The organism is Cellulomonas sp. P4_H4, from assembly GCF_056400865.1.
Genome location: NZ_JBFUKL010000001.1, coordinates 940,020 through 958,681 on the forward strand (window position 1 = coordinate 940,020; position 18,662 = coordinate 958,681).

Sequence of the window (18,662 nt, forward strand, 5' to 3'; positions counted from 1 at the left end):
TGCGGGTCCTAAGCGGCTGTGTCGGTCGAGAGGACGGCGGGATCGAGGACCCACGGACCGACGTGTTCTGGCGGCGTCTGTGCTTCCTGTCGGTCGAGGTCGAGCCGGAGGCCGATCGTGCCTGGCGCGCCCACCGCGATCCGTCGGTCGTTGCCATCCGCGTCTGACAGTCGCACGAAGACCTGCTGCGGCTCCGCCTGCGGGGCGACGTCAACGACGACGTCCAGCTCGAGGAGCCACTGCGCGGCGTGCAGCGGGAAGGTGTCGAGGCGGACCGTGCGCACGTCGCCGGTCTGCACGCCGACGAGCTCGAGCTCGGCTCGCTCGACGCCACCCCGGACTCGGCTGAGCCGGATGGACAAGGCCAGGACCGCTCCTCGCGAGGTCGGTCGGGCGGCGCGGAGCTCGGCGACCTCGGGCGCGCCGTGGAGGTGGTGAGCCAGGCGCAGCCGGGTCACGTCGCGGTCGTCGAGCAGCGTGAGCGCCTCGGCGAGCTCGGGCGGGAGGATGCCCGGATCGAGTGCGGGCAGGACGAGCTCGCGGTAGGTCGCAGCTTCGTCGACCGCTTCGGCGGCGTGCTCGGGATCGGCGGCCGCCCGCAGGACGGCTGGGAGTCGCTCGTCGACGAATGCGCGCTCGATCGCCGTATGGTCGGCCTCGGGAGTGACCGACGTGAGCCACGCGTCGAGCAGCGCGGTGCTGAACTCAGCGGTTGCTATCTCGGCGCCGCGGTAGGTCCTCTGGCGGGGCCCGAGGTTCCAGACGTCCAGCGGGAACGTCGCCTGGAGGAGGTCGAGATCGACGTCGGCTGGCTCGTGGGGGCCGAGCGCCAACGCCTCCTCGACAGATGCCGCAACCCGGGTGAGCGATCGGCCGGTGCCCCCAAGGTAGTCGCGGTACTTGAACAGGTCCTCCGACGGGGATGCGACGAGGCGCGCGGGGATTCCGAGCGAGTCGGCGACGACGATCGCGTGCAGCGAGGAACCCACGACGAAGCCCGACTGGGCGATGGTCCGCAGGACCGTTCTCAATGGGTCGGTGGGAATCAGGACGGCGTGGTCGCCTGTCTCCATAGTTCCCAGGTCGTTGAAGTTGGGTGCCACCAGGACGTCGCGGCGGGTGGTCCGAGCCCACGACTGGAGTTCGGGCATGAGCCGGGGGAGGAGGAGGGCCGGGTCGCCGTACACCCGGGGGACCGTGCAGCCGCGGGCGGTCAAGAACGCCGCGGACCACGGTCCGCGCACGGCGCGAACGTCGAGTCCTTGGTCCCTACGAATGGTGTCGTTGGAGACCTTGCCGTTGATGCCGGTACCCCAGATGACGTCTCCGCGGCCAGCGAAGTGCATGACCGAGCCGACAGAGAACACCGTGCGGTCCGGCGTCTCCTCGACGCGGGCGTCCGGGTCGAGATGCTGAAGCATGAGCTCGACGACGAGTGGGCCGAGCAGGTCTCCGACGTTGTTGACCGTGACGAGTTCGTCTCGGCCAGGAATCGGACGCAGCGGGTTCCACTGGAACGTGGAGACCCCGCCGACACGTCGCAAGAAGTCGCCAGGCTCGTCCACGGGCTGAGGATAGTCGACCTTGCAGGACGCGGGTGCGAGGAGCAATCGCCTCCCGGGCCGTATCCTCGTCCCCGGAGTTGTCGTCCCGAGCCCACGCGCCGCAGTCCGAGCCTGCGTGGACGGACGGCCCCGGGTCATGGTCCTCGGACCGACCCCAGACGAGAGGACCCGACCCGATGCGTCGACTTCGCCAGGCGGCTGGCCGCCTGAGACGCCGCGCGCGGATCTCCGGCCGCACTGCGCTGAGCCGTCTTCCGGCACCCCCTGCTGCGGGCGCCGCCGCCGACCCGAACCGTCGCAAGGTCGTTGGGCTCGCCGGCTTCTTCGGAGACGGCAACTACGGTGACGAGCTCTTCCTCGAGGTGTTCAAGCAGTACCTCGGCCCGCAGTTCGAGCTTCGCGTGATTGCCGACCTGTCCAACCCGCCGTTCTTCTCCAGACCAGTAGAGGAGATCGTCGCCGAGCTCGATGCGATCGTCATCGGCGGCGGCGACATCCTGCAGCCCTGGAACCAGGACCCGCGCTACTTCAACCACGCGTTCCTGGCCAAGCCGGTGTTCGTCGTCGGCGTCGGAGTCCCGCAGTACAGCGGAGCGAACGCGCGACCCGAGCGCGAGCCCATCATCCGACGGCACCGGCGGTTCATGCACCACCCGAACGTCCGACGGATCGGCGTGCGCGACGACCAGGCCGCACAGTGGATCCGCAAGTGGCTCGAGCCGCCGCTCGAGGTGCTGGTCGCCCCCGACATCGTGTGCAGCCTCGACCTCCCCGAGGCCGTGCGGCCAGAAGGTGCGCCCATCCTCGGTCTCGTCACGCGCCTGCGCTCCGGCATCGCGGTACCGGACGACTACACGCAGCTGAAGCGCCTGGCGCACCACGCGACTGACGAGGGCTGGCGGATCCGGCACATCGTGCTGGGCACGGGTGTGGTCGGTGTGCGTGACCGCGAGAACGCCGACACGCTGGAGATCGAGGGCAAGGAGATCGTGTACAGCGAAGAACTCGACGACCTCTCGCGCGCGATCGGGGAGTGCACCGTGCTCGCCTCGATGAAGTTCCACGGCACCGTCGTTGCGACGATGTACGGCGTCCCCTCCATCGTGCTGGTCCCGACCAACAAGAACGTCAACTTCATGCGCCGCATCGGGCTCGACGCCCTCGTTGCCCGCTTCGAGTCCCCGAAGCTGGTGGAGACGTTCGACGCTCGGCCCGAGGTCAACCCGGCCGACGTCACACGGATCCGTGCCCAGGCGGAGGAGCACATGCGCGACCTGGTCGACGCGGTGATCGAGGCCGTCGCGGTGGCCGCCCCAGCGCGATGACCGGTCCGCAGGTCGTCGCGCGGGACTCGCTCGACGCGAGCTCCGCAGGCGTGCCCGAAACGCGCACGACGCAGCGACGCGACGTGCAGGGACTGCGCGCCGTCGCGGTGCTGGCTGTGGTGGCCGACCACCTGCTCGGCTGGCCACAGGGCGGTTTCGTGGGTGTCGACGTCTTCTTCGTCGTCAGCGGGTACCTGATCACTGGCCTGCTGCTGCGCGAGCACGCACGCACCGGCAGCATCTCGTTCCGCGGCTTCTACGCCCGACGGGCGCGGCGCATCCTGCCGAACGCGGCCCTGACGCTCGCGGCGACGGTGCTGGTGACCGGTCTGCTCGTCGGGGGCGTTCGCGCGGTGACAACCGCGGTCGACGCGGTGTGGGCTGCACTGTGCGCCGCGAACTGGCGCTTCGCGCTGACAGGGACCGACTACTTCCAAGAAGGGCTGCCGCCGTCACCGGTGCAGCACTTCTGGTCCCTGTCGGTCGAGGAGCAGTTCTACTTCGTGTGGCCATGGGTGATGTTGCTGCTGCTCGCCCTGGTTCGGCACCGATCTCGCGAACGGGCGCAGCGCGCCCTCGTGGGCGCGGCCATGGGGGTCGTCGTCGTTGCGTCGTTCGCGTGGGCACTGCACCAGACGGGCTCGAACCCCAGCTTCGCGTTCTTCTCGAGCCTGGGCCGGGTGTGGGAGCTCGGCGCGGGCGCACTCGTCGCGATCCTGGGCAGTGCGGTCGTGCCCCGGTCGGGCGTCGTGCGCCGGGCGCTCTCCTGGGTAGGGCTGCTGGGCATTCTGGCCGCCTTGCTCGTGGTCCGTGCCGACCACGGCTTCCCGGCGCCCTGGGCCGCGCTACCGGTCGCCGCGACGGCGCTCGTGCTCCTCGCCGGCCACGGGTCCGACGAGGACGGTCCGTGGCCGCTGACGAACCGGGCCAGCGGCTACGTCGGCGACATGTCCTACTCGCTCTACCTGTGGCACTGGCCTGTTCTCATCCTGCTGCCGACGGTCATGCTCTCGGGTTCGAAGAAGTTCGACATAGTCGCCCTCACCCTGGCGTTCGTCCTCGCGATCGCCGCGTACCACCTGGTGGAGAGTCCCGCCCGCCGCTCCGGACCGGCGGTCGTTCCCGGCACGGGCTTCGTGCGTCGGTACCGCCGCCCGTTCGTGGCCGGGGTGGTCATGCTGGCGGTCCTGGGTGGGTCGTCGTGGGCGGTGCTCGCTTCCGTTGCGTCTACCGCCCAGAGCAGTGCCTCTGAAGGTCCCCATGACAGCCCGGGCAGTCCTCAGGGCTCCTGTGACGGGGCTGCGGCGTGGGCTCCCGGCGCGGAGTGCGAGGATGCGGTCTACGCGTCCTCGGTGACTCCCGATCCGAGCGAGATGGTCGACGACACTGGTGGGGCGTTCTCGTGCTATACGGCGGCGAAGAAGCCGCTCAAGTCGTGCACGTTCGGCAGGACCGAGGGCGAGACCCTGCGGGTGGCTCTCGTGGGCGACAGCCACGCCGCGATGCTGCTGCCCGGCCTGCGCGACCAGCTCGACGCCACCGGTTGGCGGCTGGACACCTACGTCGGGAACGGGTGCCAGCTGAGGGAGAAGGGCCCGAAGGCGACCCAGGGCAACTGCGACACCGCGATGAAGGAGATCCTTGCGGCCGTCGATGCCGGGCAATACGACCTGATCCTGACGGCCGGTGCACGGACGAAGGCGGGTAGCGATGCCTCGGAGACGGCAGAGCGGTACTCGGCCGCGTGGCAGCCGCTGATCGGCGCCGGCGCCTCGGTGATTGCCGTGTCCGACACGCCGGTGGTCACCGAGGCCGCTCTGCAGTGCGTCGGGCGGGTCGGGTTCCGTGCCGGCGACGACTGCGGGATGACCCTCCGCGAAGGCGCGTCAGTGCCGGATCCGCTGGTCGCGGCAGTCGCCGCCACCCCTGGGTCCGCGCTCGCGGACGTGACACGCTTCTACTGCGACGACACGGGATGCCCGGCGGTGATCGGGAACCAACTCGTCTACCGAGACACGGTGGGTCACCTGACCGGTACCTACAGCAGGAGCCTGGGGCCCTACCTAGTCGGCGCGATCGAACGGGCCCTGAAGTCAGTCCGCTCTTCCGGCTAGAGGCGGTGCGCGACGCCCGGGGCGGTAGCGCCGCGGGTGTCGAAGAACCGCTGGGCCTTCGACGCCAGGCCAGGGGCGTCGTAGGCTGCGTGATTCTGTACCAGGATCACGAGGTCCGACTCGGCTACGGCAGCGTCGAGATTCTCGACGCACGTGAGAGCGGTGCCTTCGACACCCCAGCGCTCGACGTGCGGGTCGTGATAGCTGATATCGGCTCCAAGCTCGATGAGCGCCTTGGCCAGGTCGACGGCGGGGGACTCGCGCTGGTCGGTGATGTTCGGCTTGTATGTGACACCGAGCAGGAGCACGTGGGCCCCCTTCGTGGCCAGTCCGGCATCGTTCAGGATGTTCTGCGCGCGGTGGGCGACGTACCCCGGCATCGTCGCGTTGATCTCCTGAGCGAGCTCGACGAAGCGGAACGGGTATCCGAGCTGGCTGCGCACGCTGTAACTCAGGTAGTTGGGGTCGATCGGGATGCAGTGGCCCCCCACACCCGGACCGGGATAGAACGCCTGGAAGCCGAACGGCTTCGTCTTGGCCAACCCGATGACGTCCCACAGGTCGATGCCGAGGTCATGGCAGAAGCGAGCCATCTCGTTGACGAGTGCGATGTTGATGTGGCGGTACGTGTTCTCGAGCAGCTTCGCCGTTTCGGCCTCGCGGGTGCCCGTCGCGGGCACGATCGTGTCGATGAACCGGGCGTAGAACGTCACGGCACGCTCGGTGCAGGCCGGAGTGCTACCGCCCACGACCTTCGGGGTGTTCTTAATGCCGTACACGGGGTTACCAGGGTCGACCCGCTCGGGCGAGAACGCGAGGTTGATGTCCTTGCCAACGACGAGGCCACCAGCCTCGAGCGCGGGGCGCACGAGCTCCTCGGTGGTGCCTGGGTATGTAGTGGACTCGAGCACGACGAGCGTGCCTGGAGTGAGGTTGCGTGCCACGGTGGCGGTGGCGCTGCGCACCGGACCCAGGTCCGGTCCGCCGTCCGCGCTGAGAGGTGTCGGTACGCAGATGACGATCGCCCCAGCGCCGGCGAGCACCGACTCGTCGGTCGTGGCAACAAAGCCGGCCGCCCGCATTTCAGCGACATGCTCGTCGGAGAGGTCGTCTATGTGCGAGACCGATCCGTTGAGGCCGTCGACCACGCCTTGGTTCACATCGAAGCCAGTCACGGTGAGGCCGGATCGGGCCGCCTGCTGCGCGAGAGGGAGGCCGACGTAGCCGAGTCCGACGACGACGAGGTCCGAGGTCATGAAGTGCCTTTCGGTGGTGGTGAGCTCGTGGGGCGCGTCGACTGCCAGTCGCGCGCCGTCGGCTGCGGGTAGAACGGTGACCGAGATACGACCTTCGATCTCATCCAGCCGGGCCGGAGACTCGCCGGCGAGTCTATACAGCCGGACGCTTCGCCGAGCGCCGCCCCGACTGCGGCCGTCGGTGGGTCAGCCGATCGGCCGGACAAAGCGCAGGAACGCGAGGGACTCGCTCGACGTCGGCACGAGCGACAGGCCCGGAACCTCCGCGAGCCAACGCTCGATCGACTCCGCCTCGCCCTCGCGTGCGGCGTCATCGAGCACGATCCACGCCTCATCCGCGAGTCTGTCCACCAGCGCCGGAAGAGCCGGGTAGCGCGCCGCCGGTCCGGTCGACTCCGGAGGTCCGTCGACCAGGAGGAGCTCGACCTGGTCGAGATCCCCGAGGGCCGACACGTCGTACCACGGCTGGTTCGTCGACGGAAGTGTGACGGGCACGAGTGGAGCCGTTCGAACCTCCACCGCGTGCGCCAGACCGTGCCGGTCCAGCTCCGCGCGCGTGGCCTCAGCAAACTGGTCGAGGTGCTCGAGCGCCACGACCCTGGCGCCGGTCTCCACAGCGACGTACCCGAGCCAGATGGTCGATGTCCCGCTGCCGAGCTCGAGAATAGTCCGCGGGGTGGTGGTACGCGCGAGCGTGACTGTCAGCAGGAGGTTCCGCGCGGAGATCGCCCAGCCGCCGGTGGGCGGCAGCGGCGCCCGAGCAGAGACGAGAGGCAGCAGCTGGAGCGTCGCGTCCATGTTCCGCACAGCTTCCACGATCGCGTCCCTGTGCGCGAAGCGATCCCGGATCTGGCGCTTCTCGACGGATCGGACAGTCGAGGAAACCTCTCGCACGAGGGGCGAAAGTTCCGTATCGACGGATCGAACCGTCGCGCCCACATCCTCCACGAGCGGCGCGAGGTCCTCGACACTGAAGCGCACCCGCTCGACGGAGAGCAACAGGCGCTTCTCAGCCGCTTCGAGGCGACTCAGGGTCCGGTCTCCGCTGACCACGCGGTCGCCGAGCTCTCCGAGACGACGGTTCGTACGCTCCTCGAGCCGGTCGACCCGGCCTGTCACACCTGCCGCGACCGCGTCGAGGCGGGAAGCCGTCGCCGTGCGAACGGTCTTGCGGTAGGTCTCTGCGGCGAGCGCCGCACCGGCTCCCACGATCAGCAGGCTAATGGCTAGCGCCCAACGGAGCTGGTCGAGCGCCGCGAGGACGGAGCCCGCAAGAGCGAGGACCGCGACCGTCGGAGCGACTGCGCGCAGGACGAGTTTCTTCATGGCGTTGTCAGTCACCAACCTGTGGGGACGCGGCCCGGCTTGGTCGCGTCGGCGCGGTCAGCCTACACTCGGAGCGCTCACTGCGAACGTGCTGGTCACACAGCCTGAACGTGGACGATGGCGAGAATGTGGAGGTTGGGTGTCGGCGCTGGACACGGGCGGCCCAACCGCGGTGTGGGCTCGAAACTTCGCGAGTTACCCGCATGAGGGCGTGGAGCGGACGGCACTGAGGCTCCGCAGCCACACAGTTCGCGAGCCGCTCGCAGTAGCCGCCGGGACGAGCAGCTTCCGCGACGCCATCGAGCGCGCGCGCTCCGGCGAGATAGAGGCGCTCGAGCCGCGCTGGCTCGAGAGTCTCGCACTCGTGGTCGGGATGCAGAGCCTCGAGCAATCCGACACCGCAGACTCCCTCGTGCTCTACGAGGCGCTCGTGCAGCGGTTCGGGTCAGACTGGCTCGGTCACCGGCATCGCCTTGCATTCGCGGAGCTGTTGCTGATCGAACATCGTCTCGACGAAGTCCGGGACATCATCGACTCGGCGTTGCCTGGAGGGGATGGGCGATTCCTGCGACTCGATGTCGAGAATCCCGTGCTCGGCGGCGATGCAGGGACGTGGTCGCGGATCTGGCGCGACCTGTTCGCCGCCTACGGACTCGATGCCCCGACCATCGACGAGAACGCACCCTCCAGGTTCGACGGCCTCACAGCGCCGCGCGTCCCGGTGCGGACGGCAGGGCCGTTTGTCTCGGTAGTCATGACCGCGTACCGACCCGGGCCGGAGATCTTCGTCGCTGCGCGCTCGATCCTCGCGCAGTCGTGGCGCAACCTCGAGCTGATCGTCGTTGACGACGCGTCGGGAGCCGAGTTCGACGAGACCTTTGCGGAGGTTCGAGAGCTAGACGATCGCGTCCGCGTGCACCGACTGGAGGTCAACGGCGGCACGTATGTCGCCCGGAACATCGGTATCGGGCTGGCCCGGGGGTCGATAGTCGCAGGAATGGACTCGGACGACTGGTCCCACCCACTACGGATCGAGCATCAGCTCCAGCCGCTACTGGACAACACCCATGTCGTCGCGACCCGGTGCCGCGCGTGGACGGTCAGCCCCAGCCTCGGCTTGCATCGTCGCGGTTTCTGGCCCGAACGCTGGTGTGAGGGCTCGCTCATGTTCCGACGCGACGACGTGCTTGCGCTCGGCTCATACGTGGCATGTCGACGGGGTGCCGACAGCGAGCTGGTCGCTCGGCTCCGCGCTTCCGGGCGTGCCGTCGTAGACGTACCTGAGCCGTTGTGGGTCACCAGGATCGAGCAGGGCTCGCTGTCCCGCTCTGACTTCTTCGCTGGCTGGCACCATCCGGCGCGGCTGCTCATGCGGGGCTCGTACGAGGAGTGGCACGCCAGAATTGCTGCTGGTAGCACGAGCGCTGTATCCACCGGGCAACTTCCGCAGATTCCGGACCGGCTGGCGCTCAGCCCCGCGGTGCGCGGGACCTTCGACCTCGTGGTCGCCAACGACTGGCGCTACGACACGCCGAGTGTCCGGGAGTGGCTGGAGCTCGTCTCTGCAGTGGCGGCTCGCGGTGGCAGGGTCGCACTCACGCAACTCGACGACCCGTGGTTTCCGGTGCGGCCGCAGTGGCCGGCGAACACGGGCGCGACGCGACTGGTCAACGCGGGAATCGTGGGCCACGTCGCGCCCGACGAGGCGTGCACTGCACGCGCGCTCGTCGTGACAGAGCCGAGGGCGCTTGCGTGGATGTCGACCCAGGGGAACGAAATCGCGGCCGACCGTGTCGTGATAGTGGCCGACGTGCCTGGGCGCGGTGCCGAGGCGTCGTGGAGCCCCGTGTTGTGCGACGAGCTCGCTCAAGAGCGATGGGATGTTCAACCCATCTGGCTACCGAGGACGTCCGACGCCCGTCGTGCACTTGAGGCCGCGGATGTGCGCCTGTACGACCAAGACCTCCCGGTCACGATCGATGCGAAGCTGTGGCCACGGCGTTGGCAGGACCGCCGGGCCCGGCCGGCGGTCCTCGGAGCGCTCGTATCGCGCGCTGACGGTGAATGGGCAGTACCGGACACGAGAGGGGTGCCCTCGCGGGGAGGCGTTCGCGCCCTTGCGGTCGAACGCCAGGTCGAGGGGCGAGTCACGGGATCTCGGGGATCCACCACAGTGCTCTACCGGCGCGACGTCACGTTCGATGACTTCCTCCGGCAGATCGATGTGATCGCGATCGGACCTGGGCAGGAGGGCGTGGCACGCATCGCGCTGGAGTGCGCCGCTGCTGGTGTTGTTGTTGTGGCACCAGGTGTCGGCAACCCGCATGGCAGTCTCGTCCGTACGTCGGACTCGCTCGGCGAGGCGGTGTGGTCCGACGTCCGAGAGGCGGACCACGTGCGCGCATCGACTGGTCGTGTGCTGGCAGGGTCTGACATCCAGCGGGCCGTCGCTGTGCTGGGCGGATCGATCGGAACGACGTGGTGAGCACTCCGAGCATTCGCGATCTTGAGGTCCTCGCCCGCCTGCGCTCGACGCTCTATGCGGCGGGGCCCCGCGGGGGACCAGGGTCTGTCTTCTCGACCGCCCTACGAACGCGGGGCGCGGGAATCGCCGACCTCATGGCCTGGATCGGTTCCGACGGATCGCTGACCTACGACGACGTCGTCGCGACGATCGCAGACGGACGCACTCCTGGACTGTCCCAGCCTTGGGCCGTCGCTCTTGCTCGGGTGGTTGCACTGCAGCACGACGTACCCGACCACTTCGAGACGGCCCTGAGCCTCCTGGACTCGTTCGCGTTGGGAACGACGGACGCCGACGCCCAAGCGCTGCACGCACTGCTGCTAATCGAGACGGGCCGAACGGCGGAGGCGTTGTCGTTCCTCGATGCATCGCCGGACACTCGGTACGCGGAGCTGATCGCCCTGGACGCGCTGAATCCAGCCCTCGGCCGGGCGACCGGCGACGCTGATGGGTGGGCGCGGCGCCTCGCGGAGTTCTATGTCACGCGTGGCCTCGCCCCGATCAGCGTGGCCGATGGTGCGCCGACGGCTTTTGACGGACTCACGTGCGATCCCGGCGCGACCGTAGCGGACGGTCCGCTGGTCTCGGTCGCCATGACGACGTTCCGGCCGGGGCAGGAGATCTTTGCCTCCGTGCGCTCGATCCTCAAGCAGTCATGGTGCCAGCTCGAGCTAATCGTCGTGGACGACGCGTCCGGACCTGAGTACGACGAGGTTCTGGACCACATCGAGTCTCTGGACGACCGCATCAGGGTTGTTCGTCTCGCCGTCAACGGGGGAACCTACCTCGCGCGGAACGCGGCCCTCGCGGTAGCCGAAGGACGCTACGTCACGGGCCAGGACGACGACGACTGGGCGCACCCGCAGCGGATCGAGGCCCAGATGGCGCCGATCCTGCGCGGCGGCGGGAGGTCCTCGATCAGCCAGTCGCTTCGAGCGACTCCCGACCTGCGGTTCTGCAAGCCTGGGTCGCGGCTAGTTGCGACGCACTTGCCCTCGTTCCTCGCCGAACGAGACGTCTTGCGCGAGCTCGGCGGCTACCTCCCTGCGCGCAAGGGGGCCGATCGAGAAATCGTCGAGCGTGTCCGGCACGCCACTGGCCACCCGGCACATCCCGTCGATCTGCCGCTCTCCGTCTACCGCCTCACAGCGTCGTCACTCTCCCGGGCGGAATTCGGTCCGGGCTGGGCCCACCCTTCGCGCGTCGCGTTCTGGGACCTTGCCAACCGGGTGCACGGACAAGCACTTGCTGCCGGCGCACCCCTCGCCACAACCGTGGAGCGGCTGGCGGTTCCGCAGCGGTTTGCCGTGGAGTCACGTACGCCGGTGCTCGACATCGTCCTCGTCGCCGACTGGGAGAGCCCGGCGGGTGTGGCACACCCGTTGGCACACGAGCTGGTGACTCTGGCGGACGCTGGCCTGAAGGTCGGCGCCCTGCACCTCGAAGACGCTCGGCGCTTCTCTCGAGGCAGGACGCCCCTCTGCTCGGAGCTTCTAGATCTCGTGAACGACCGCCGTGTCGAGCTCGTCGCGCTCGATGACGCTGCGGACGTCAAGCAAGTCGTCGTGGCCGACGCGGGTGTTCTGCAGGTTGCGCCGCCTGGGGCTGCCACATGGCATCCGCGAGAGGTAGTCCTGATGGACGCTGTCGAGGGCGTGGCAGATGCGCCGCGGTCGGTGCGGACAGCGTTCGAGTGTCACGAACACGCGCGCTGGGTGTTCGGCGTCGAGCCGCGCTGGGCGGGCCGGACTGCCGACGCACGGATGTGGCTCCGCGTCGAGCTGCCTTGGGCGGACGTCGAGGACGCAGCATTCCCGGTCATCCCGAGCCACCTGTCCGGGCGTCCCCGTGTGGTGCGCGCTGGACAGCAGATCGTCGGTGCAGCGATGACGCAGGTGAGCTCGAAGTGGGCAGGCGCGCTGGTGGGGGCGGCGCGAGCGGGATGCGACGTACGACTCCTCGCGCCTGCTCACGTTCTCAGGTCTGTCCGAGACGCGTACCCCACACTCTCCGAGATCGCCCAAGCGTCTCTGAGCGACGTCTCGATCGACGAGTTCGCACGCAGCCTCGATCTCGCAGTCATGTCGGGTGCGGCCGGCATCGTGGAGCACACCTTCGCGGTCACTGCGCTCGCCGCCGGTGTAGTTCCCGTCGTGCAGCGACGCCCCGAGGGCTGGCCGGACCGCCTCGGGCTCCGCCCCGCCGGAGCCTGGCGTTGCTCCGCGAGCGTCTACTCGCGGCAGTCTGCCGAAGCACTCGCATACGCGCGTGGACTGGACGCACGAGACGCCCGCGTTGCTTGGGTACGGGAGCGGTTGGCCGAGATCGGATAGATAAGTCGCGCCGCACGCGCCCGTCGAGGCGGTCGCCGGTACGGACGTCGTCTGCCGCCCGACGAAAGACGCTAGGTTCCCGCCGTCAGCGCCTCGACGATGTCCGGATCAACCGTAGGCGTCGTCTGTTCCGCGGCGGAGCCGATCGAATGGGCGATGACGTGCTGCAGAGACCGGGCGTAGGTGTCGGTGATGTGGGACCCCTGGCGATACACGAGCATGTCCCCGATCACGGCGGGGCAGTGCCCACCCGGGCACAGGTAGGGAGAAAGGTCCACGAGCCCGACATTGCCGAGCCGGTCCGCGGCCGCGCGTTGCACAGCGGCGGATGCTGTGGCGCCCTCGAATGAGCAAGACGACAGCGCGTCGCGGTTTTTGGCGACGCATTCGTAGACCTCGTCGGCAGGTGCGGGATTGTCGAGGATATTGATCACCGGTATCCCGGCCCGTTGGAGCTCCTGCCAGGCAGCCGTCAAGCCGTCAGCGAGGCCCTCGGACGACACCTTCTCTGTCCCGGCTTCGTATGCTTTCGAAGCGCGACTAGATGTGAGGAGCAGATCCGGCGGATTCTCGGCAAGGTATCGCTGGGCCTGCTCGTTCCAGGCCGCGCAGGACTCGTTCGGACCGTCGTCCTTCTTGAGCAACGCGTCGGACAGCGCGCACGCCGACTTGTTGAGCAGGATCAGGCGCCACCCGTTCTCAACGCTGATCTGCTCCAATGCGCTGAACCATTGCAAGGCTTTCGAGTCACCCGCGAGTGCCACCGTCGTGTCCGAGTTCAGTGCCGCGTACTCGCAGACGCGTAGCTCAGCACCCTCGAGGTTAACGACGCAGTCGGAGCCGTAGGGCTCGGGTAGGTCCTCGGTCGCGACGTTCGGGTCGGGCTGGATCGACTCGGCGGTGTCGACGCTCCAGAAGTCCTTGCCGCCGTTCGGATCGTCCAGGATCGCCTGCACTCCCTTAGGTGACTGCGACCCTGGAGACGCCGCCGGCACGGTCTCGGGAATCACGAGCGTGAGGCCGGCGATCGCCGCCACGAGGGACAGGTTCGCTCCGACGGAGAGTGCAAGCCTCGGCGAGCGTGCCAGGCTGGGCGCGAAACGCACGGGGTTCTCGATCAATCGGTGGCACAGCCAGGCCGGGACCAGTGAAGCGAGCGTGAGGAGGACACCGCGCCGGGCACCGAGCGTGCCGAAGTAGGCGCCGCCGCCGACGATGAACAGCCAGTGCCACAGGTAGATCGAGTATGACAGTCCGCCGACCCAGACCATTGCGCGCAGGCCGAGGCCGCGAGCTACTAGGGTTCGCGTCGTCGCGACACCGGCAGCGATGACAGCGGCCGTGCCGAGCACCGGTGCCAAGGCGAGGCTCCCCGGCCAGGCGTCGCTCGGCGTGATGGCCAGCGCAGACCCCACGATCGTTGCGAAGCCTACGAGGGCAAGGACGGCAGCAACCTTGTGGTTCAGGCGGGTCCACAAGGGAGTGCTTACGGCGACGGCGGCGCCTATGCCCAGTTCCCAGAGGCGGGTGGTGGTCAGGAAGAACGCGGACGCAGGGCTCGAGCTCGTCGCGTAGATCGACCAGACCAGCGAGGGGACGATGACGAGGGCGATGCCGACGCCGAGGGTCGGACGCAGCGGGAGGCGCAGGCGCCGGACCAGGACCAGCGCAAACACCATAAGCAGCGGCCAGATGATGTAGAACTGCTCCTCGACCGCCAGCGACCAATAGTGCTGGACGGGCGACGGGTCGACCCCCTCCGCAAGGTAATCGACGGAACGGTTGGCAAGTCGCCAGTTCAGCACGTAGAACGCGGCCGACACGATGTCGCCGCCAAACACGCGACGTTGGGTAATTGGCAGGAGCCACCAAGTCAGGACAGTCGCCGCGACCAGGACGAGCGCCGCAGCCGGAAGCAGGCGGCGGATGCGTCGCGCGTAGAACGATGAGAGAGCGATGCGGCCCGTGCGTTCGACCTCGCGAACGAGTAGTCCCGTGATCAGGAACCCCGAGATCACGAAGAAGACATCGACACCGATGAACCCGCCGCTGACCCACCGCAGCTCAGCATGGTGAAAGAGCACGAGCCCGACGGCCAGCGCACGGAGCCCTTCGATGTCCGGCCGGAAGCGGCTGCCATGTGGGACGGGCACCGCTACGTCGGCCTCGCGGGGTGAGGCCCCGAGCGTGGCGGATGTCATGGGGGGCTCAATCCTTCGTCTCGACGGCCGCAGCGTGACCGGAGGCTCTGATGCGGCCGATAGGCGGCCAACCGACGTCGCTGCGCCGCACGATCCTACCTAGGCCTGGCGGATGGCTCGGACCCGCCGAGACGTGCCTGTTCCACGTCGCAACCCACTGAACGCGAGTGGGGATGTGCTTTCGGGTCGGACGGAAGATCGAGGCGGCAGTGCGCACAGCGCCCATCGAGCCAGTCGGCGGGGGACGACGCCGCGACAGGCCGAGCAAGCGACGACGGGCCGTCTCGATGGCGACGCAGCTACTTTCCCCGCGCCGGAAGGTACTTGTCCTCGTAAGCCTTCACGACGTCGCGAGCGTTGCCGTCGGCCACGACGACGCCGTGCTCCAGCCAGAGCGCGCGGTCGCACGTGTCCCGCACCGTGGTGCGCGAGTGACTCACCAGGAAGACCGTCCCGGCGTTGGCGCGGATTTCGTCGATCCGACGTGCGGACTTCTCGCGGAACTCTGCGTCACCGGTGGACAGTGCCTCATCGATGGCGAGGATGTCGGGTCGACCCGCAGATGCGATCGCGAAGCGCAGCCGGGCACTCATGCCTGACGAGTACGTCTGCATCGGCAGGTTGACGAAGTCGCCGATCCCGGAGAACTCGACGATGTCGTCGAACGACTCCCGGATCTGCTTGTATGTCAGACCCTGCGCGAGACCGCCGAGGACGATGTTGCGGGCGCCGGTCAGCTTGGGCTGCAGCACCGCGGACACTCCGAGGAGGGCGACAGACCCACCGACCCAGACGCCTCCCGATTCGAGCGGGACGAGCCCGGCAACGGCGCGCAGCAGAGTGCTCTTTCCCGAGCCATTTTTGCCGATGATGCCGATCGACTCCCCGCGGTTGGCGACGAACGAGACGCCGAGCACCGCTGGCACCTCGCTGGCGGACCCCACGTGCCGTCCCGCGCGGGCCGCCAGAGCGCTCCAGGGCGACGGATTCTCGGTCGGGAGCTCAGTGCGGGTGCCACCGTACGTGCGGTACGTGACGTGGACGTCGTTCGCGACGACGGAGATCTCGGGGCTAGCGTCCGACGGTTCAACCGCGCCCATAGGTGCCCTCTCCCCGCCAGAAATAGATCAGTCCACCGACGAGCGCGATCAGCGTCCAGGCGCCGGCTGCGACCCAGTGGCCGGCCTGGACGGGCACCTCGACCATGACGCAAGAACGGAACAGGTCGAGGAATATGGCGATCGGCTGGTACTGCAGGATCAGACCGATGGCGCCGTCCCCGGCGTAGGAAGCGACGTTGAAGAACACGCCTGAGACGTACCGAGCGATGCGCATGATGACCGGAACGAGGTTGGCGAGGTCGCGTGAGCTGGCCACGATGCGTGCCATCAGCAGTGCGACGCCTGCGCAGAACGTGAGCAGCATCATGAGCGCGGGCAGGAGGAGTAGCCATGTCCAGCGGATGGGCTCGCCCGTGAAAGGGAGGATGACGAGGAGCGCCCCGATCGCGGGGATCAGCTGCAATAGCTCGGTCATGGTCGCCGAGATCGGCAGGGCGGCGCGGGGAAACCGCATCGCGCGGATCATGCCCTGGTTGCGCAGTACCGAGCGGGAACCGACCGTGACGGTGTCGGAGATGAACGAGAAGATGAACACACCGACCGTGAGGAACGCCAGAAAGTTGTCGACGCCGCGGTCGGTCTCGAGCAGGAGACCAAACACGAGGAAGTAGGCGCCCACAGACAGCAGGGGGTTGAGCACCAGCCACAGCTGGCCCAACCGGTTGTCCTGGTTGCGGGCGTAGGCGCTCGCACTGGCCAGTTCCCACGTGAAGGCTCTGCTCCGCCACAGCTCGCGCAGGTAAACGCCCCAACGCGGACGTCCACCAACCGAGTCCAGGCTGTTCGCCGCGACAAGCTCGGCGAGCGCCGTCGTGCTCAGCCGGCCGCGCGGCGTGAGGTCCGGGCGGGTGGGCTCGATGGGCTGATCGCTCACGCGACACCTACGACAGGTCGACGGCGTGAGGTGGGTCGTGCGACGTGCGCGACGGCCAGCCGCATCGGGTACCTCCAAAGGAGAATTAGTGCCCCACGAGGATACCGGCCCGCAGACCGTCGACTCACACGTCACGCATCCGCAGGCACCGGTGTCCATGACAGGCCTCGCTGAGAGATAACCTGTGCGTTGCCATGGACTCGCCAGTTGACAGAGCTGCGCCCTCGGCGGCTTCGGATCAGGACTGGCCGGCCGTCGACGTCGTCGTGCCGGTGATGAACGAAGCCCCGCACCTGGCGTCGTCGGTCGAGCACATCCTCAACAGCAGCTATCCCGGCGAGACCACCCTGGTGCTCGCGCTAGGCCCCTCGGTCGACGGCACCGACGCCGTCGCCCGCAGGCTGGTCGCGCAGCATCCGTCGATCCAGCTGGTCAGCAACCCCAGCGGCAGTACTCCTGCCGCGCTCAACGCCGCCCTGGCAGCGACGAGCAACCCGATCGTCGTGCGGGTGGACGCGCACGGGTTCGTGCCCGACACCTACATCCAGGACGCCGTCGAGACCCTGCTCGAGACGGGCGCCGCGAATGTCGGTGGCGTCATGGCGGCCGAAGGCAAGACGCCGTTCGAGAAGGCCGTCGCGTGCGCGATGAGCAGCCGCATCGGCATCGGCAGTGCACCGTTCCACGTCGGGGGCCACGCGGGTCCCGCCGAGAGCGTGTACCTCGGCGTCTTCCGGCGCGACGCGCTCGAGCGTCTCGGAGGGTTCGACGAGCACTTCAGCCGCGCGCAGGACTGGGAGCTCAACTTCCGCCTGCGACAGGCGGGCGAGGTCGTCTGGTTCGATCCCCGGCTCCGCGTCGGCTACCGGCCGCGCTCGTCGTACCGCCAGCTCGCCAAGCAGTTCAACGGCAGCGGGCGCTGGCGGCGAGAGGTGATCGCGCGGTACCCCGCGACCGCCTCGCTGCGCTACGTGGCCGCGCCCCTCGCCGTCGTGGGTAGTGCGGTCGGGCTCGTCGTGGGTGTGACGGGGCTGGTTCTCGGGAGCGTTCCCGCATCGGCCGCGCTCCTGATCCCCGCGGGCTACGCGGTCGTCGTCGTCGGCGGTGGGCTCGCGGCGGGTCGCGGTCTTCCGTGGTCGACCCGCCGGCACCTGCCCGGGGTCGTCGCGTGCATGCACGCGAGCTGGGGTCTCGGGTTCCTCCAGGGACGCAGCGGCCCGAAACGCTGACTCGGGCGGGCAGACGCCCGCGCACGTCGGGCGCACGAACTGGTCACAGGTTGAACTAGCGGACCACACCGTCTCGTGACCTAGCATGGGCGAATGACCCAGGTGCTGCTGGCAGAGGACGATCCCGCGATTGCCGAGCCTTTGGCCCGGGCGCTCGGGCGTGAAGGTTACGACGTGCGCGTGCAAGGAACGGGTCAAGGCGCGATCGACGGCGCCGCTGCCGCGGACCTGGTCGTGCTCGACCTCGGCCTCCCGGACATGGACGGCCTCGACGTGGCCCGCGCCATCCGCAACCTCGGCCTCACAACGCCCCTGCTGGTCCTGACCGCGCGCGCCGACGAGGTCGACCTCGTCGTCGGGCTCGACGCCGGTGCCGACGACTACGTGACCAAGCCGTTCCGCCTCGCCGAGCTGCTCGCCCGCGTCCGCGCGCTCCTGCGCCGCAGCGTGGGGGACCCGGGCGACGAGGACGAGGTGCACGCGCAGAACGTCCGGGTCGACGTCGCCGCGCACCGTGCCTTCCAGGGCGAGCGCGAGCTGCACCTGACCGCCAAGGAGTTCGACCTGCTGCGCGTGCTCGTGGGTGCGGCGGGCACGGTCGTGGCGCGCGAGACGCTCATGCGCGAGGTGTGGGGCTCGGACCCCACGGGCTCGACCAAGACTCTCGACATGCACGTGTCGTGGCTGCGCCGAAAGCTCGGCGACGACGCGAACGCGCCGCGGTACGTCACGACCGTCCGCGGCATGGGGTTCCGCTTCGAGACCGGTGGCGCGACCAGCACGGGAGGCTGACC

At 68.7% G+C, this 18,662-nt stretch carries 13 protein-coding genes; 7 read left to right on the forward strand and 6 right to left on the reverse strand.

The window, feature by feature from the left end:
• Positions 1 to 8 precede the first annotated feature (8 nt).
• Positions 9 to 1,565 carry a polysaccharide pyruvyl transferase family protein gene (locus AC1DPN_RS04590; protein WP_477083516.1) on the reverse strand — a complete coding sequence of 519 codons (1,557 nt, stop codon included), beginning with the start codon at positions 1,563 to 1,565 and terminating at the stop codon, positions 9 to 11.
• A gap of 176 nt (positions 1,566 to 1,741) precedes the next feature.
• Here AC1DPN_RS04590 and AC1DPN_RS04595 point away from each other — a divergent pair, with 176 nt between their 5' ends.
• Together AC1DPN_RS04595 and AC1DPN_RS04600 are read left to right on the forward strand one after the other, a co-directional pair.
• The gene (locus AC1DPN_RS04595; RefSeq protein ID WP_477083517.1) at positions 1,742 to 2,890 is read left to right on the forward strand and encodes a polysaccharide pyruvyl transferase family protein; all 1,149 of its coding nucleotides are present in this window, start codon (positions 1,742 to 1,744) and stop codon (positions 2,888 to 2,890) included.
• Positions 2,887 to 5,004, forward strand: coding sequence for an acyltransferase family protein (locus tag AC1DPN_RS04600; protein WP_477083518.1), 2,118 nt, complete (start codon positions 2,887 to 2,889; stop codon positions 5,002 to 5,004). Before AC1DPN_RS04595 ends, AC1DPN_RS04600 begins: the two co-directional genes overlap by 4 nt.
• Here the strand turns inward: AC1DPN_RS04600 and AC1DPN_RS04605 are convergent.
• Positions 5,001 to 6,260 carry a nucleotide sugar dehydrogenase gene (locus AC1DPN_RS04605; protein WP_477083519.1) on the reverse strand — a complete coding sequence of 420 codons (1,260 nt, stop codon included), beginning with the start codon at positions 6,258 to 6,260 and terminating at the stop codon, positions 5,001 to 5,003. The two genes, AC1DPN_RS04600 and AC1DPN_RS04605, sit on opposite strands and share 4 nt — an antisense overlap.
• A 186-nt stretch (positions 6,261 to 6,446) precedes the next feature.
• Entirely contained in the window at positions 6,447 to 7,076 is a 630-nt protein-coding gene (locus AC1DPN_RS04610; protein WP_477083520.1) for a class I SAM-dependent methyltransferase, read from the reverse strand.
• A 12-nt stretch (positions 7,077 to 7,088) separates the two neighbouring features.
• On the opposite strand from AC1DPN_RS04610, the gene AC1DPN_RS04615 reads away from it, so the two are divergent.
• The 3 genes from AC1DPN_RS04615 to AC1DPN_RS04625 all read left to right on the forward strand — a co-directional run bounded on the left by AC1DPN_RS04615 (position 7,089) and on the right by AC1DPN_RS04625 (position 12,443).
• A complete protein-coding gene (locus AC1DPN_RS04615) occupies positions 7,089 to 7,490 on the forward strand; it encodes a hypothetical protein (RefSeq protein WP_477083521.1) in 402 nt (133 codons plus the stop codon).
• A 235-nt stretch (positions 7,491 to 7,725) separates the two neighbouring features.
• Positions 7,726 to 10,071 (forward strand): glycosyltransferase, encoded by a 2,346-nt coding sequence (locus AC1DPN_RS04620; protein ID WP_477083522.1) that lies wholly within the window; start codon positions 7,726 to 7,728, stop codon positions 10,069 to 10,071.
• Between the two features lie 245 nt (positions 10,072 to 10,316).
• On the forward strand, positions 10,317 to 12,443 hold the full coding sequence (locus tag AC1DPN_RS04625; protein WP_477083523.1) for a glycosyltransferase family 2 protein: 2,127 nt from the start codon (positions 10,317 to 10,319) through the stop codon (positions 12,441 to 12,443).
• Between the two features lie 71 nt (positions 12,444 to 12,514).
• Here the strand turns inward: AC1DPN_RS04625 and AC1DPN_RS04630 are convergent, their stop codons facing one another.
• The 3 genes from AC1DPN_RS04630 to AC1DPN_RS04640 all read right to left on the reverse strand — a co-directional run bounded on the left by AC1DPN_RS04630 (position 12,515) and on the right by AC1DPN_RS04640 (position 16,798).
• Positions 12,515 to 14,644, reverse strand: coding sequence for an acyltransferase family protein (locus tag AC1DPN_RS04630; protein WP_477083524.1), 2,130 nt, complete (start codon positions 14,642 to 14,644; stop codon positions 12,515 to 12,517).
• A 299-nt stretch (positions 14,645 to 14,943) separates the two neighbouring features.
• Positions 14,944 to 15,588, reverse strand: a complete 645-nt coding sequence (locus tag AC1DPN_RS04635; protein ID WP_477083525.1) for an ABC transporter ATP-binding protein — start codon at positions 15,586 to 15,588, stop codon at positions 14,944 to 14,946.
• A 142-nt stretch (positions 15,589 to 15,730) separates the two neighbouring features.
• Positions 15,731 to 16,798, reverse strand: coding sequence for an ABC transporter permease (locus AC1DPN_RS04640; RefSeq protein ID WP_477083526.1), 1,068 nt, complete (start codon positions 16,796 to 16,798; stop codon positions 15,731 to 15,733).
• Positions 16,799 to 16,833: 35 nt separating this feature from the next.
• On the opposite strand from AC1DPN_RS04640, the gene AC1DPN_RS04645 reads away from it, so the two are divergent.
• A complete protein-coding gene (locus tag AC1DPN_RS04645) occupies positions 16,834 to 17,868 on the forward strand; it encodes a glycosyltransferase family 2 protein (protein WP_477083527.1) in 1,035 nt (344 codons plus the stop codon).
• A gap of 93 nt (positions 17,869 to 17,961) precedes the next feature.
• On the forward strand, positions 17,962 to 18,660 hold the full coding sequence (locus tag AC1DPN_RS04650; protein WP_477083528.1) for a response regulator transcription factor: 699 nt from the start codon (positions 17,962 to 17,964) through the stop codon (positions 18,658 to 18,660).
• Positions 18,661 to 18,662: the final 2 nt, after the last annotated feature.